Annotated in this window: 11 protein-coding genes; 1 reads left to right on the top strand and 10 read right to left on the bottom strand. The window is 67.7% G+C overall.

The window, feature by feature from the left end:
* Nucleotides 1-49: 49 nt before the first annotated feature.
* The 7 genes from ACN6O8_RS10980 to ggt all read right to left on the bottom strand — a co-directional run bounded on the left by ACN6O8_RS10980 (nucleotide 50) and on the right by ggt (nucleotide 8,582).
* Nucleotides 50-646: a TetR/AcrR family transcriptional regulator gene (locus ACN6O8_RS10980; RefSeq protein WP_427991082.1), complete on the bottom strand. Its 597-nt coding sequence runs from the start codon at nucleotides 644-646 to the stop codon at nucleotides 50-52.
* Between the two features lie 246 nt (nucleotides 647-892).
* Nucleotides 893-1,429, bottom strand: a complete 537-nt coding sequence (locus ACN6O8_RS10975) for a YaeQ family protein (RefSeq protein WP_427991081.1) — start codon at nucleotides 1,427-1,429, stop codon at nucleotides 893-895.
* Nucleotides 1,430-1,580: 151 nt separating this feature from the next.
* A complete protein-coding gene (locus tag ACN6O8_RS10970) occupies nucleotides 1,581-3,440 on the bottom strand; it encodes a dipeptide ABC transporter ATP-binding protein (RefSeq protein WP_427991080.1) in 1,860 nt (619 codons plus the stop codon).
* A gap of 14 nt (nucleotides 3,441-3,454) precedes the next feature.
* Entirely contained in the window at nucleotides 3,455-4,333 is an 879-nt protein-coding gene (gene nikC / locus ACN6O8_RS10965) for a nickel transporter permease (protein ID WP_427991079.1), read from the bottom strand.
* Complete coding sequence (locus ACN6O8_RS10960) at nucleotides 4,330-5,274, bottom strand: ABC transporter permease (protein ID WP_427991078.1); 945 nt, start codon at nucleotides 5,272-5,274, stop codon at nucleotides 4,330-4,332. The genes nikC and ACN6O8_RS10960 overlap by 4 nt, the downstream gene beginning before the upstream one ends.
* A 129-nt stretch (nucleotides 5,275-5,403) precedes the next feature.
* Nucleotides 5,404-6,918: an ABC transporter substrate-binding protein gene (locus ACN6O8_RS10955; protein WP_427991077.1), complete on the bottom strand. Its 1,515-nt coding sequence runs from the start codon at nucleotides 6,916-6,918 to the stop codon at nucleotides 5,404-5,406.
* 35 nt (nucleotides 6,919-6,953) lie between these two features.
* On the bottom strand, nucleotides 6,954-8,582 hold the full coding sequence (gene ggt, locus ACN6O8_RS10950) for a gamma-glutamyltransferase (RefSeq protein ID WP_427991076.1): 1,629 nt from the start codon (nucleotides 8,580-8,582) through the stop codon (nucleotides 6,954-6,956).
* Nucleotides 8,583-8,687: 105 nt separating this feature from the next.
* On the opposite strand from ggt, the gene ACN6O8_RS10945 reads away from it, so the two are divergent.
* Nucleotides 8,688-9,590 carry a LysR family transcriptional regulator gene (locus ACN6O8_RS10945; RefSeq protein ID WP_427991075.1) on the top strand — a complete coding sequence of 301 codons (903 nt, stop codon included), beginning with the start codon at nucleotides 8,688-8,690 and terminating at the stop codon, nucleotides 9,588-9,590.
* 106 nt (nucleotides 9,591-9,696) lie between these two features.
* Here ACN6O8_RS10945 and ACN6O8_RS10940 read toward each other — a convergent pair whose 3' ends face one another.
* From ACN6O8_RS10940 to ACN6O8_RS10930, 3 genes are read right to left on the bottom strand one after another with little or no spacing between them, the layout of a single operon-like run.
* The gene (locus ACN6O8_RS10940; protein WP_427991074.1) at nucleotides 9,697-11,877 is read right to left on the bottom strand and encodes a phosphocholine-specific phospholipase C; all 2,181 of its coding nucleotides are present in this window, start codon (nucleotides 11,875-11,877) and stop codon (nucleotides 9,697-9,699) included.
* A 36-nt stretch (nucleotides 11,878-11,913) separates the two neighbouring features.
* Nucleotides 11,914-12,090 (bottom strand): hypothetical protein, encoded by a 177-nt coding sequence (locus ACN6O8_RS10935; protein ID WP_427991073.1) that lies wholly within the window; start codon nucleotides 12,088-12,090, stop codon nucleotides 11,914-11,916.
* 21 nt (nucleotides 12,091-12,111) lie between these two features.
* A complete protein-coding gene (locus ACN6O8_RS10930; protein WP_427991072.1) occupies nucleotides 12,112-14,106 on the bottom strand; it encodes an alkaline phosphatase family protein in 1,995 nt (664 codons plus the stop codon).
* Nucleotides 14,107-14,492 lie beyond the last annotated feature (386 nt).

Genomic DNA, 14,492 nt, shown 5'->3' with positions numbered 1-14,492 from the left:
TATTTTTGGGGTGAAAAAAGGCCGCGCACAGCGGCCCGAAAAGCGTTGCTCAGTGGGCGGCGCGGCCCTGGCTGTCGTATTGCTCCAGGATGGATTGGCGCGCGGCCGCCAGCATGGCCCGGCCCTGCGCGTTGTCGCCGAGCGCGCGGGCCAGTTGCATGGCGCCCACCAGGTTGCTGGTGATCGCCATCGCGGCGTGCGGATCGGCGCCGGCCGGCAGCGCTTGCTGCACCATGCCCACCAGACCCGTTACCCGCCTGGCCGCCATGTCCCGGACTTCGGGCGACTGGCGCGGCATCTCCGAGGCCAGCGCCGAGATCGGGCAGCCGCCTTCGCAATTGAGCAGGTGGGGCTCGGACAGATAGCTTTCGATCAGGGCACGCAAGGCACTGGCGCCCTCGGCTTGGCGACGCGCCACGGCCTGCGCCAAGCGCGCCGCGCCATCCCGGCCGGCGCGTTCCATCGCCGCCACCAGCATGGCGTCGCGCGACGGGAAATGCGCGTAGAAGCCGCCGTGCGTGAGCCCGGCTTCCTTCATGACATCGGCCACGCCGACGCCCGCATAACCGACCCGCCGGATCGCGCGCGCGGCCGCTTCCACGATACGGTCGTGGGAGATTTCTTTACGCGAAGCGGGGCCGGCCATGGTCGGGACTCCTGAATATGATAACCATAATATAAATGCGGCGGACCGGCTTTGCACGCTTTTTTTGTTGCGGCGCACGATTCGTCCCTGAGGTGCCCGCCGGCGAACGCATGCATGCGGTTCGTGGCGGGCGCCTCGGCCCGCACCACGGCCCCGCGCAGTGAAGACATCATCAGCGGCAATGCCGCCCACGCCACTGCTCGCATCTTTCTCATGCCTACGCCTGCGGGCAGTGGCCTGGCGGCATCAGCGCCAGACTTCGGGTTCGATGCTGACCTCGCCCTTGTCGGCCGAGAAATACACCACCCCGTCCGAAATATTGGCGTTCAGCTGCATGCTGCGTTCGGCCAGGCCGGCCAACGCGCGGGTCTGCTCGGACGGCAAGTTGATGACCTTGAGGTTGCGGGTGCGCTCGAGCTTGTTGCGCACGCCGTCCCACCAGATCTTGCTGGCCGAACCGCCGTAGCAGTAGACGATGACCTGCTCGGCGCGGCCGCAGGCGCGCAGGATGCGGCGCTCTTCAGGCTGGCCGACCTCGATCCACAGGGTGATGGCGCCGGTCAGATCCTTGACCCACAGGTCCGGTTCGTCGGTGTCGCTCAGGCCCTTGGTGAAGGCCAGTTCTTCCTGCGCCTGCAGCGCGTAGGCGACCAGGCGCACCATCAGGCGCTCGTCGGTCTCGGAAGGATGGCGGGCGACGGTCAGCGAGTGGCTGCCGTAGTAGTGGCGGTCGGTGTCGGCAACGTTGAGCTCGGCCTTGTAGATAGTGGCGCGCAGGGCCATGGCGAAAAATCCGTTGAATGGGGCAAATGACTGAAGCCCGCCATGATACCGCCTGCGGCATGGCGCCGGCGCGGCGCGGGAATGCCGCCCACGGCGCGCCCCGGCCGTTCGCGCGACGCGGCACGCGGGCGCCAGGCGCGCGCGGCGGCGCTCAGTACACGCCGATGGAATGGCGCGCCACGTAGTGCCCGTCCCCGACCCGCACCAACGGCTCGACCAGCGGCTCGTCGCCCAGTTTGCGCATCGGGCTGGGGATTTCGTCGACCAGCAGCGAGCGCTCGCGGTGGCGGCGCCGCGGATCGGCGATCGGCACCGCCGCCATCAGCTTCTTGGTATAGGGATGCTGCGGGTTCTCGAAGATGGCGCGGCGCGGGCCGATCTCGACGATCTGCCCGAGGTACATCACCGCCACGCGGTGGCTGACGCGCTCGACCACCGCCATGTCGTGCGAGATGAACAGGAACGCCACGCCCAGCTCGCGTTGCAGGTCCAGCAGCAGGTTGACGATCTGCGCCTGGATCGACACGTCCAGGGCCGACACCGATTCGTCGGCGATCACCACCTTGGGGTTCAGCGCCAGGGCCCGCGCGATGCAGATGCGCTGGCGCTGGCCGCCCGAGAATTCGTGCGGATAGCGGTCGATCATCTCGGGCGCCAGGCCGCACTTGTCCATCAGCCAGCGCACCCGTTCCTGCGCCTGGGCGCCGCTGGCCACGCGGTGGATCAGCAGCGGCTCCATGATGGAATAGCCCACCGTCATGCGCGGGTCGAGCGAGGCGAACGGATCCTGGAAGATGAACTGAATGTGCCGGCGCAGCGTCTGCATGGCGCTGCCGCGCAGCGCGCCGATGTTCTGGCCGTCGAACTCGATGGTGCCGCTCTTGCTCTTGACCAGTTGCAGCAGCGAGCGGCCGGTGGTGGTCTTGCCGCAGCCGGATTCGCCCACCAGCGACAGCGTTTCGCCGGGGTAAAGGTCGAAGCTGACCTTCTCGACGGCGTGCACGCGCTTTTGCACCCGGCCGAAGATGCCGCCGGTGATGTCGAAGCTGGTGGTCAGGTCACGCACCTTCAGCACCGGGCCATTGTCGCGGCGCACGGTGGACGCCAGCGCCAGCGGCGCGGGCACCGCGTCCGGCTGGCGCGCGGCCTCCTCGACCTTGAGCAGCGGGAACGGCGCCGGCTCGTCGGTGCCGTGCATCGCGCCCAGGCGCGGCACGGCCGACAGCAATGCGCGAGTGTAGGCATGTTGCGGACGGGCGAAGACCTCGTCGGAACCGCCCTCCTCGACCTTGTCGCCGCGGTACATCACCAGCACGCGGTCGGCCACTTCGGCCACCACGCCCATGTCGTGGGTGATGAAGATCACGCCCATGTCCATTTCTTCCTGCAGTTGGCGGATCAGTTGCAGGATCTGGGCCTGGATGGTGACGTCCAGGGCCGTGGTGGGCTCGTCGGCGATCAGCAGTTGCGGCTTGCAGGACAGCGCCATCGCGATCATGACGCGCTGGCGCATGCCGCCGGACAACTGGTGCGGATAGCGATCCAGGATGGCGCGGGCCTCGGGGATGCGCACGCGTTCGAGCATGCGCAGCGTCTCGGCGCGCGCCGCGGCCGCATCCAGCCCCTGATGCAGTTGCAGCGCCTCGGCGATCTGGTTGCCGGCGGTGAAGCTGGGGTTGAGCGAGGTCATCGGCTCCTGGAAGATCATGGCCACGTCGGCGCCGCGCACGCGTTGCAGCGTGCTGTCGGGCGCGTTGACCAGGTCCAGCACCTCGCCGTTGCGCCGGCGCAGCAGCATGCCACCGTTGACGATGCGGCCGCCGCCATACTCCACCAGCCGCATCAGCGCCAGCGAGGTGACGGATTTGCCAGAGCCGGACTCGCCCACGATCGCCAGGGTTTCGCCGCGGTCGACGTGGAACGACACATTGCGCACCGCTTCGACGACGCGCTCGGGGGTTTTGAAGCGCACGGTCAGGTCGTTGACCTGGACGACGCGTTTGGAATCCATGGTTGCCATGATGATTACTTGTCCTGACGGGGATCCAGCGCGTCGCGCAGCCCGTCGCCCAGCAGATTGAAGCCCAGCACCACCAGGAAAATGGCCGATCCGGGGAAGATCGACATCCAGGGCGCCTGGGTCATGAAGTTCTTGGCGGTGTTCAGCATCGAGCCCCACGACGGGTTCGGCGGCTGCAGCCCCAGGCCCAGGAACGACAGGCTGGCCTCGGCGATGATGGCCGTGGCGATGGTGATAGTGGCCTGCACGATCAAGGGCGGCATCACGTTCGGAAACACGTGGCGGCAGATGATGCGCAGGTCGGAGGCGCCGAGCGCGCGGGCGCTCTGCACGTAGTCCTCGTTCTTGACCGCCAGCACCTGTCCGCGCGTGAGCCGGATGAACTTGGGCGCGGCCGACACGCCGATGGCGATCATGGCGTTGGTCAGGCTCGGCCCGAGGAAGGCCGCCAGCGCGATCGCCAGGATCAGGAACGGGATCGCCAGCAGCGCCTCGGTGGCGCGCGAGATGCAACTGTCGGTCCAGCCGCCGAAATAGCCGGCGGCCAGGCCGAACGGCACGCCCACCACCAGTGCGATCAGCACCGACACCAGGCCGGCCATGAGCGAGGCGCGCGCGCCGTAGACCATGCGGCTGAAGATATCGCGGCCGAGTTCATCGGTGCCCAGCCAGTAGGATGCCGACGGTGCCTTGCGGATGGTGGTGAAGCTGGTCTGGAACGGGTCGTGGTTGGCGATCAGCGGCGCCACCAGTGCCACCAGCACGAAGAACAGCACGATGCCCAGGCCCAGCATGGCGACGTGGTTGCGTTTGAATTTGGCCCAGGCGCGGTTGCGGACGCGGGGCGGCGTGACGGCGGCGGCCGTTGCGGGAAGTGCGCTCATGCGTGCCTCAGACGGGGATTGACCAGGATGTAGAGGATGTCGGCCAGCAGGTTCATCAGGATGAAGCCCACCGCGACGCAGAGCACCACGCCCTGCACCACCGCATAGTCGCGCGTGAAGACGGCGTCAACCACCAGCTTGCCGAAGCCCGGGATGGTGAAGACTTGCTCGGTCAGCACGGCGCCGGCCATCAGCTCGCCGAACAGCAGCGTCACCAGCGTGACGATCGGCATCAGGGCATTGCGCAGCGCATGCCGCAGCACCACGCGGCGCGGCGACACGCCCTTGGCGCGCGCGGTGCGCACGTAGTCGGCCGACAGGGCTTCGAGCATGGCCGAACGGGTGTGGCGCATCAGGTAGGCGGCGATCGCCGTGGACAGCACCAGCGCCGGCATCAGCATGGTCTTGATCGACAGCCAGAAATCCTCGCTCGGCGAGACGTAGCCGGAGGCCGGCAAGAGCTTCCACTGCACCGACACCACCATGATCAGGATGATGCCGAGCCAGAAATTGGGAATCGACATGCCGGACAGCGCCGCGATGTTGGCGCCCATCTCGACCGGCTTGCCCTTGCGCACCGCCGCGAGGATACCCATGGGAATGCCGATCAGCAGCGCGAAGAACATCGCCATGGCGGCCAATTGCAAGGTCACGGGCAGCTTCTGGCCGATCAGCGTGGTCACCGGCACGTCGGTGCGCAGCGACTTGCCCAGGTCGCCCTGCACCACCTGGGTGGCCCAGGCGACGTACTGCACCGGCAGCGGGTCGTTGAGGCGGTATTTTTCGCGCAGGTAGTCCAGCACGGCTGGATCGCGTTCTTCGCCGGCCATGGTCAGCACCGCGTCGCCGGGCAGGATTTTCTGCAGCATGAAGACGATCATCGACACCAGTATCAGGGTCGGTATCGCGACGATCACGCGGCGCAAGATGAGTTTAAGCATGAGGGAAAACCGTAGAACGAAAGCGGCGGACGGAGCCGGCCCGTCAGGGCACGGCGCGCGACCGCCTCGGGAAACGACCGGCCGCGTTCAAGCGGCCGGCGGACGCGGCGGCGGACCGCCGCGCCCGGATCACTTCTGCGCGAACGTCACGCCCTTCAGGCGGATCATGCCGTCCGGGTACGGCACGAAGCCCTTGACCTTCTTGGCCAGCGCGAACGGCCACGGCTGGTAGTAGTTGTACACGCCCGGCAGCTCGTCCTGGATGATCGCCTGCGCCTGGTCGTAGATGGCGCGGCGCTTGGTCTCGTCAGGCACCGTGCGGGCCTCGTTGAGCAGCTTGTCGACTTCCGGGTTGCAATAGTGGCCGTCGTTCAGCGCCCCCTTGCAGGTCACGAAGCTGTGGATGTTGCCATCCGGATCGACCCGGCCGGACCAGCCCAGCATCACCACCTGGAAGTTGCCGCCGGCCGATTCCTTCTGCAGCGCGGCGTATTCGGTGGGCCGCAGCGACAGGTCGAAGCCGGCCTCGGAGGCCATGGCCTGCACCATCTCGGCCACCGACGAGGTGGTGGTGTTGTTGCCGAACATGACCTCGGCCTTGACGCGGTCAAAGCCCGCCTGCTTGAGCAACGCGCGGGCCTTGGCCACGTCGCGCTTGGTCACCGGGAACTTGTCGCTGTGGTAGGGGCTGGCGGGCGGGAACGGCTGCTGCGCCGGCTCGAAGATGCCGCCGCCGGCCACTTCGTTGATGGCGTCGCGGTCGATGGCAAGCTGGAAGGCCTGGCGCACCAGCTTGTTCTTGAACGGGTTGTCCTCGGCGCGCTTGCCGTTGGCGACGTTGAACATGAACTGCTGAAAGCCCAGGCCGGCCACCGGCGCGAAAGTCAGGCTGGCGTCGCCCTTGACCTGGGCGGCGTCCGACGGATTCAGGCGCTCGAGCAGATCCAGGTCGCCGGCGCGCAGGTTCGACAGGCGCACGGTGGTGTCCGGGATCGGCAGGAAGGTGATGCGCTTGAAGGCGTAGTCCTTGGCGTCGTAGTACTGGTCGAATTTTTCCAGCACGACGCGGTCGTTCTGGATGCGCTCGACGAACTTGTACGGGCCCGAGCAGATCGGCTTGCGCCCGACCGAGGCCACGTCGGCGTCGGCGAACGACTTGGGCGACAGCATCATGCCGGCGCGGTCGGACAGTTGCGCCAGCAGCGTGGCGTCGGGCTGCTTGAGCGTCAGCACCAGCGTGCCGGCGTCGGGCGCCTCGACCTTTTCGACCGAGGCCAGTTCGCCCTTGCGCAGGCTGTCGGGCAGCGTCATGGCGCGTTCCAGGTTGGCCTTGGCGGCGGCGGCGTCGAACTTGCTGCCGTCATGGAACAGCGCGTCTTGGCGCAGTTTGAAGGTCAGCACCTTGTTGTCCGGGCTGAACGACCACGCGGTGGCCAGTTGCGGCACGAAGTGCAGCTTGGGATCGATGTCCACCAGCTTGTCGCACAGCGAGGTGAAGACGATGCGGCCGACGTAGGTGCGGGCGCGGTGCGGGTCCAGCACGTCCGGATCTTCCTGCAGGCCGATGCGCAGGTTCTGGGCGCAGGCGGCGCCGGCGGCCAGCGCCAGCACGCTGGCGCCGAAGGTCATGGTCAAGCGTTTCATTGTGTTTGTTCCCCTTGTGGCTGCGAATGCGCAGGTCAGAAACCCACGGCCTGGCCGTCGCGCCGGCTGTCGCTGGCGGCGACGTAGCCCAGCTCGTTGTCGCTTTCCGACATGCGCCAGATGAACTGGCCGGCGCCGAAATCCATGTACGGGTCGTCCACGGATTTCAAAGCATGCCCGAGGTCTTTCAGGCCCGCAATAGTGGAAGCCTTCATATTGGTCTCGATGTCCAGCGAGAAATCGCGGTTGACCTTCCAGCGCGGCGCGCAGCAAGCGGCCTGCGGATTCTGGTGGTAGTCGATCATGCGGATCACGGTCTGCAGGTGGCCCTGCGGCTGCATATCACCGCCCATCACGCCGAAACTCATGACCGGCTTGCCGCCGCGCGTCAGGAAGCCCGGGATGATGGTGTGGAACGGCCGCTTGCCGCCCTCGACCACGTTGGCCGACTTGGGATCCATCGAGAAGCCGACGCCACGGTTCTGCAGGCTGATGCCGGTGCCCGGCACCACCACGCCCGAGCCGAAGCCCATGTAGTTGGACTGGATGAACGAGATCATCATGCCGTTCTCGTCGGCGGCGGTCAGGTAGATGGTGCCGCCGGCGGCCGGACGGCCGGCGCTGAAGTGGGTGGCGCCGTCCAGGCGGATCAGCTTGGCGCGGCTGTCCAGGTAGTCGTCCGACAGCATCTGCTCGGGCGTGACTGCCATCGAGCGCGGGTCGGCCACGTACTTGTAGAGGTCGGCGAAGGCCAGCTTCATGGCCTCGATCTGCACATGCTGTGACTGCACCGAATCGACCGGCATGTCGGCGAGGTTGAAGCGTTCGACGATGCCCAGCGCGATCAGCGCGGCGATGCCCTGCCCGTTCGGCGGGATCTCGTGCAGCTCGTAGCCGCGATAGGACTTGGAGATCGGCTTGACCCATTGCGGACGGTAGCCGCGCAGGTCTTCCAGCGTCATGGCGCCGCCGCATTCCTGGCTGAAAGCGGCGATGCGCTCGGCCAGTTCGCCTTCGTAGAAGTCGCGGCCCTTGGAGGCGGCGATGCGGCGCAGGGTGTGGGCGGCGTCGGGGAAGCGGAAGTGCTCGCCGACCTTGGGCGCGCGGCCCTCGGGCATGAAGGCCTGGGCGTAGCCCGGCTGGCTGCTCAGCTCGTTGGCGGCGGCGGCCCACTTGTGCGCCACCACCGGCGGCACCGCGTAGCCGCGTTCGGCGATCTCGATGGCCGGCTCGAACAGTTGCTCGAACGGCAGCTTGCCGAGCTTTTCGTGCAGCGCGGCCCAGCCGGCCACCACGCCCGGCACCGTGACCGCGTCCCAGCCGCGCTTGGGCTGGATCGCCAGGCCGTCGGCGCCGACGCCGTACTTGCGCTTGAAGTATTCGACATTCCAGGCGGCTGGCGCCACGCCGGAGGAATTCAGGCCATGCAGTTCCTTGCCATCCCAGACGATGGCGAAGCAGTCGCCGCCCAGGCCGCAGGAGACCGGCTCGACCAGCACGATGGTGGCGGCCGCGGCGATGGCGGCATCGACCGCGTTGCCGCCCTTGAGCAGCATGCGCAGGCCGGCCTGGGCCGCCAGCGGATGCGACGTGGACACCACGTTGCGCGCGAACAGCGGGATACGGATGGAGGGATACGGGTTGACCCAGTCGAAGGATTTCATGGCGCCAGTCTCACTATAGGTAAGCAGGCGAAGGTACTCCCGTGATCTAATTAAATCAATTTGATTTTTTGTTCAGTCATAAAAGAAATTTTTGTGAATTGACCCATGAGCACGCTCCGTTTTCTGCGCACCTTTCTGGCCGTCGCCCACCATGGTTCGTTTTCCGAGGCCGCCGAGCAAGTGGCCCTGACGCAGGCCGCCGTCAGCTTTCAGATGCGCGCGCTGGAGGCGGAACTGGGGCGCGAACTGTTCGACCGCAGCGGGCGCCTGGCCATCCTGAATGCGGCTGGGAGGGAATTGCTTCCGGAAATCAAGCACTTGCTGGATACCTACGACCGCATGCGGCTGCCGCGCACGGTGCCGGGAGAGCTGGCGGGATCGGTCTCGGTGGGCAGCATCGTGTCCTGCATGGGCACCCTGTCCAAGGTGGTGTCGGGCATGAAGAAGGCGCATCCCCGGCTGGACGTGCGCATCCTGTCGGGCAAAGCCAGCGAGCTGGCCGGCAAGGTCGAGGAAGGCGAGCTGGACGCGGCCTTCCTGGTGGAGGCCGGCCGCAAGATGGCCAGCACGCGCTGGACCCCGCTGTATGAGGAACCGCTGGTGGTGATCGCCCCGCCCTCGGCGGCCGGCCGCGATGCCCGCCAGGTGCTGGCGAGCAATCCCTTCCTGCGTTTTGACCGCACCCAGCGCACCGGACTGCAGATCGACCGGCTGCTGCGGCGCCTGGCGGTGCCGCTGGACGAATTCCTGGAACTGAACGCCATTGAGACGTTGATCGAACTGGTGCGCCAGGAGGTGGGCGTGACGCTGCTGCCGCTGATCAACGGCTCGAACTGGCGCACCAGCACGCGGCTGCGCATCCTGCCGCTGCCGGGCGACCTGGGCCCGGCAGCGCGCGCGATCGGCATGCTGGAACGGCGCGAACACGCGCGCCAGGGCATCACCACCGCCATCTGCGAGGCCTGCGCGGCGGTGTTCCGCTCGCGCGATGCGCTGGCGGTGTCTTGAGCATGCATGCGCGGGCGGCAACGCCCCGCCTTGCCTGCCGCGCGGGAGCGGCGCGGGCCGTTATGCCGGGCGCGGCGGTGGCCGACCGCGCCCGGGGCGAGGCACCTTACTGGCCCATCGCCGGATCGGTGACCGAGGCCTTGCCCGTCTCCACCCGGCCGGCAAAGCGGCGGATGTAGGCCGGGTCCTCGTTCAGGCGCGCGGTGAAGTCGTACCAGGCGCCGCTGGCCTTGAGCGACCACGACTGCTCGACCTGGCTGCCCGCCGGCACCGTGATCGTCCACTTCTCATTATTGGTGTAGTAGGCGTTCGGGGTGATGACGAAGGTGCAGGGCTTGGCGCCGCTGTTGATGAAGCTGGTGTAGACGTCGCCGTTGGCAATGTCGTAGCAGACACGGATTTCCGCGCCCAGGTTCTCGGTGCGGGCCAGCGCCAGATCGCCGGCGAAATGGCGCAGGTAGCCGTTCGGGCCCATCACCCACAGGTCGTACTTGCCGCCGTCGGCGGCCACGTCCCAACTGCCTTCCAGTTGCTTGTCGGGCTCGACCGCGTAGCGGCGCGGCAAGCGGTCCAGGTGCAGGCGGTCGTACACATGGAACACGCCGGCGGCGCTGCCGGTGTTGGCGAACACCAGCCACATGGCGCTGCTGCCGGGCTGGGCGCGGCCGCTGGTGTGCAGCTCGTACGGCAGCGCGCGCGAGGCGCGCACACCGGTTTCCTGTTTCGGTACGGCCTGGACGGTGGTGTCGGGCAGCGGCACCTGGGCCAGGGCCTGCTGGTCGGCGCGGGTCTGATCGGCGGCGGACTTGGTCCACATGGTCAGGTCCGGCAACTGCTCGTTGTTGGGCGTGGCGAAGTTGAAGGCCGAGGTCAGGTCGCCCAGCACCGCGCGGCGGTAGGCGCTGATGTTGGGTTCCTTGACGCCGAAGCGCGCTTCCAGGAAGCGCAGCACCGAGGTGTGGTCGAAGGCCTGCGAGTTGACCCAGCCGCCCCGGCTCCAGGGCGAGACGATGTACATCGGCACGCGCGGGCCGGGGCCATAGACGCGGTTGTCGGCGGCGTCCTGCAGCGACGGCTTGATGTGGCGTTCGAGGTCGGTGTTGATGGTGGACGCGCCGGCCATCGAACCGTCCGGGTTGATCGAGGGTGCGGCCGGCGACGGCACGTGGTCGAAAAAGCCGTCGTTCTCGTCGAAGTTGATCAGCAGCACGGTCTTGCTCCAGACGTCCGGATTGGCCGTCAGGGCGTTGAGCGTTTCCTGGATGTACCAGGCGCCCTGCACCGGGCTCGACGGGCCGGGGTGCTCAGAGTAGTTGGCGGGCGCCACGATCCACGACACCTGCGGCAGCGCGCCGTTGAGCACGTCGTCGCGGAACGATTGCAGCAGGCCGCCGTCACCGGCCATGGTGTTGGCCACGCCCTTGTACAGCGGGTTGCCGCTGTCGGCCGCGGGCGTCCAGGCCGGCGGATTGGGGCTGCCGGCGGTGGGGTCGTTGCCGGACTGCTCGTAGGCCTTGCGGAACTGGCGGAAACCGGCCAGCGGATTATCGGTGAAGTTGTCGGGCAGGTTCTGATAGACCTTCCAGCTCACGCCGTTTTCCTGCAGGCGCTCGGGATAGGTCTTCCAGGTCCAGCCGGTGGTGGAGGCGCCCAGGCCGTCCCACTGGTTGCGGGTCGACGGGCCATTGCCCTGCGCCAGCGGATCGTTGGTGCCCGTCCAGTGGAACAGGCGGTTGGTGTTGGTGCCGCCGTGCGTCGAACAGTGGTAGGCGTCGCACAGCGTGAAGGCCTCGGCCAACGCGAACTGGAACGGCAGTTCCTGACGGGTGTAGTAGCCCATCGACTGGTTCTGCTTGTAGCGCGGCCACTGATACAGGCGGCCGCCGTCCCAGGCGTTCTGCGCGTCGGGATAATCGTGCGGCGTGCCGGACACGCGCTGGGCGTTGCCCTTGGTGCTGTCCAGGTGGTACGGCAGCACCACGCGGGTGCCGTTGGACTGTTCCCACACCGAGCGGTTCTGCGGCAGCGGCACGGTGATGCGGTCGCCGAAGCCGCGCACGCCCTTGAACGTGCCGAAGTACATGTCGAACGAGCGGTTTTCCTGCATCAGGATGACCACGTGCTCGACGTCGTTGATGGTGCCGGTGCGGTTGTTGGCGGGGATGGCCAGCGCGCGGCGGATGGCCGGCGGGAACATCGACAAGGCGGTCAGGCCGGCGGTCGAGGCGGCGGCGTTGCGCAGGAAGCGGCGCTTGCCGGCGTGGATCGGGTCTTTAGCGGACGTCACGGATGCGATTCCTTGGATTCTGAAAAAGGCGCGGCGTCAGGGCGCGCAACGCAATTGGGGCTTGGCCGGCTGGGTCGGCGTCTCGGGTTGGGTGCCGGGGGTGCCGGCCTGGTCGTCACCGTTGTCGCCGCCGCAGGCGGTCAGGACGGCGGCCACCATCAGCGCGGCGCCCAGGCGCAGGAAGGCGCGCAGGATCGGGGAAGCAGTGTTCATGTCGTATCTATCCTCGGGACATCAGGGAAGCAATTCGGAAACGGACTTGCCGGACATGGCCAGCGACTTGACCTCGGCTTCGGTCAGGGCGCGCGACCAGAAGGCCAGGTCGTCGAAGTACATGGTGTAGGGGCCACGGGTGCCGGCGCAGCACACGCCGTAGGTGCCCTTGCCGTCCTCATTCAGGCCCAGGTGCGGGCCGAACAGGCCGGCGATCTGGGCGAAGTTGACGCTGCCGGTGGCAATGCTGCGGCTGAACCAGCCCATTTCGGTGTCGTAGACGTAGGCGGCCATGGTCTTGGCGGTCTTGTCGATGACCATCGCCACATAGACCGGCTTGTTGGGCGTGAACCTGACGCCATTGATGTCGACGCGGCTGCCGCCGGCCAGGTTGAAGCGCAGCTCGGGGCCGGCCCACTGGGCGATGGTGATGCCGGGGTTGCCGCCGGAGTTGTAGTCCTTGTTGCCCAGAATCGAACGGTCGTTGGCGGTGCCGTCGGACTGGTACCAGAAGCCGATGGTGAAGGCCTGGACGCCATCGAGCAGACCCGCGGGATAATCCAGCTTGAAGGCCCCGGTGGGATCGCCGCTGCGCTCGTTCTGGAACATCTTGCCGAACACGCCGTTGTCGGCGAACACCGGCGCCTGCACGCCGTCATAGGGCGTAATGACGCCGCCGCCGGCGGCCTTGTCGGTCAGGTTGCCTTCGAACGGGAACAACATCGTCAGGCCGGTACTCAGCGACGGCAGCAGCGGCACCGGCGCGGTGTAGACCACGGTGGCGCGCACCGCCGTCACCGCGTTGCCGACCGCGATGGCGTAGTTCAGCTCATGCACGCCTTCGGTGGTGAAGGTGAAGCCGGTGTCGACATAGTCGGTGGCGGTGCCCGGCAGGCGCGCGATTTCCTTGCCGTCGCGGCTGATCACGATGTCGCCGGTGGGCGTGCCCACGCGGCTCCAGCTCAGCGACACACTCTTGTTGTCCATGGACGTGCGGCTGGCGCCACGGCGCAGCGCCACCGCTTCGGACAAGGCGGTGCCGGCCATGTCGTACTGCCCGGGGGCCGGCAGCGCGCCCAGATGCGCCAACAGCGTCGGCGCAACGTCGGCCGCGCTGGGCAGGCCGTACCAGGCGTTGTTCCAGGCGCCGTCGACGGCGGCATCGTCGGCGCTGCCGCCGAGCAGCGGTGAACGGTTCATCGCCAGCAGCGTGGTCTTGTTCAGCGACAACGGCAGGCCGTCGCTGCCGCCGGTGCGGTCCAGGCCGTGGCTGGAGGCCACCACCACCAGCCAGTTCTCGTCCGGATGGGCGGCGCGGCGCTCCGCGATCTGCTTGAGCAGCGCGCCGATGGCGTTGTCGGTCTGGCGCAAGGTGGCGCGGTAGCCATCGCCGAAGCCGGCGGCGGCGGCGGCGCGCTCGGCCGCGCCGAACTGCGCCACCACCACGTCATAGCCCTCGGTGATGCGGTCGCGCGCCTGGCTGGCGACGCAATCGTCGCCCCCGGCGCAGTCCGTCAGGCTTTGCAGATAGCCGGCGTCGCGGTCGCCGCCGACCAGGCTGGCCAGCAGCGACGAGTTGAAGGCCGCCGCGGCGCGCGCTGCCGGCCGGACGCCCTTGACGCGCTGGAACAGCGTCGCCGTCTTGGGCGCCTGGCCCTGCGCGTTGCTGCGCACGCCATGCTGGTCGGCCCACTGGCCGGTCAACAAGGTGGCCCAGCCCGGCACCAGCAGCGTCGGCTGCTGCGTCACGGCGCCGGTGACGCCGCCGGTCCAGGAGCGGGACGCCGTCAACTGCGCCAGGTTGGGCAGCGACTTGTCCGCCACGCTCTGGCGGTAGGCGTCGTAGGTCAGGCCGTCCATGCCGATGAACAGAACCTTGGCGGTCGCGCCCTGCCCCGGCTGCACGGCCGGCGGCGGCGCCGTGCCACTCTCATTGCTGTCGTCGCCGCCGCAGCCGGCCAGCGCGCCCAGGGCCGCCAACGCCGCGCCCCAGCGCTTCCATTTCAATACCTGCATGTTCTTTCCCTTTCGAAACCCGCTTTGTGGGTGGCCCACATAGTGGCGTCGCAAGGTGAAAGACCCATGAAGCAAAGAAGGAAATCGTTGATCGATGGATCAGCTTTTTTTCTGCAGCGACACAGACCGCAACAAAAACGCGGTCTTGTTCTTGACATTGACGGTGGCGTCTTCCCGCTTGGCGAAGCCCGGCGAGCCGCCGACCCGCGCGGCGTAGCGGTGCGTCTGCGGCAACGCGGCGGATTGGCAGGGCTCGCCCGGCGGCGGTTGCGTGTGTCGTGTCTTGCATCGTGGTGCCCCGTGGAAAGGGATCAGTGCCGCGGCGCCCGGCCGCGCGCGATCGCGCGATTGTCATGATCGGCTGCTAGAGTCGGGCGCATCCGCCG

It is taken from the genome of Achromobacter sp., from assembly GCF_050285565.1.
Lineage (GTDB): Bacteria > Pseudomonadota > Gammaproteobacteria > Burkholderiales > Burkholderiaceae_B > Achromobacter.
Note: the sequence above shows the minus strand (reverse complement) of the source record. Positions and strands in the feature narration are given on the sequence as shown.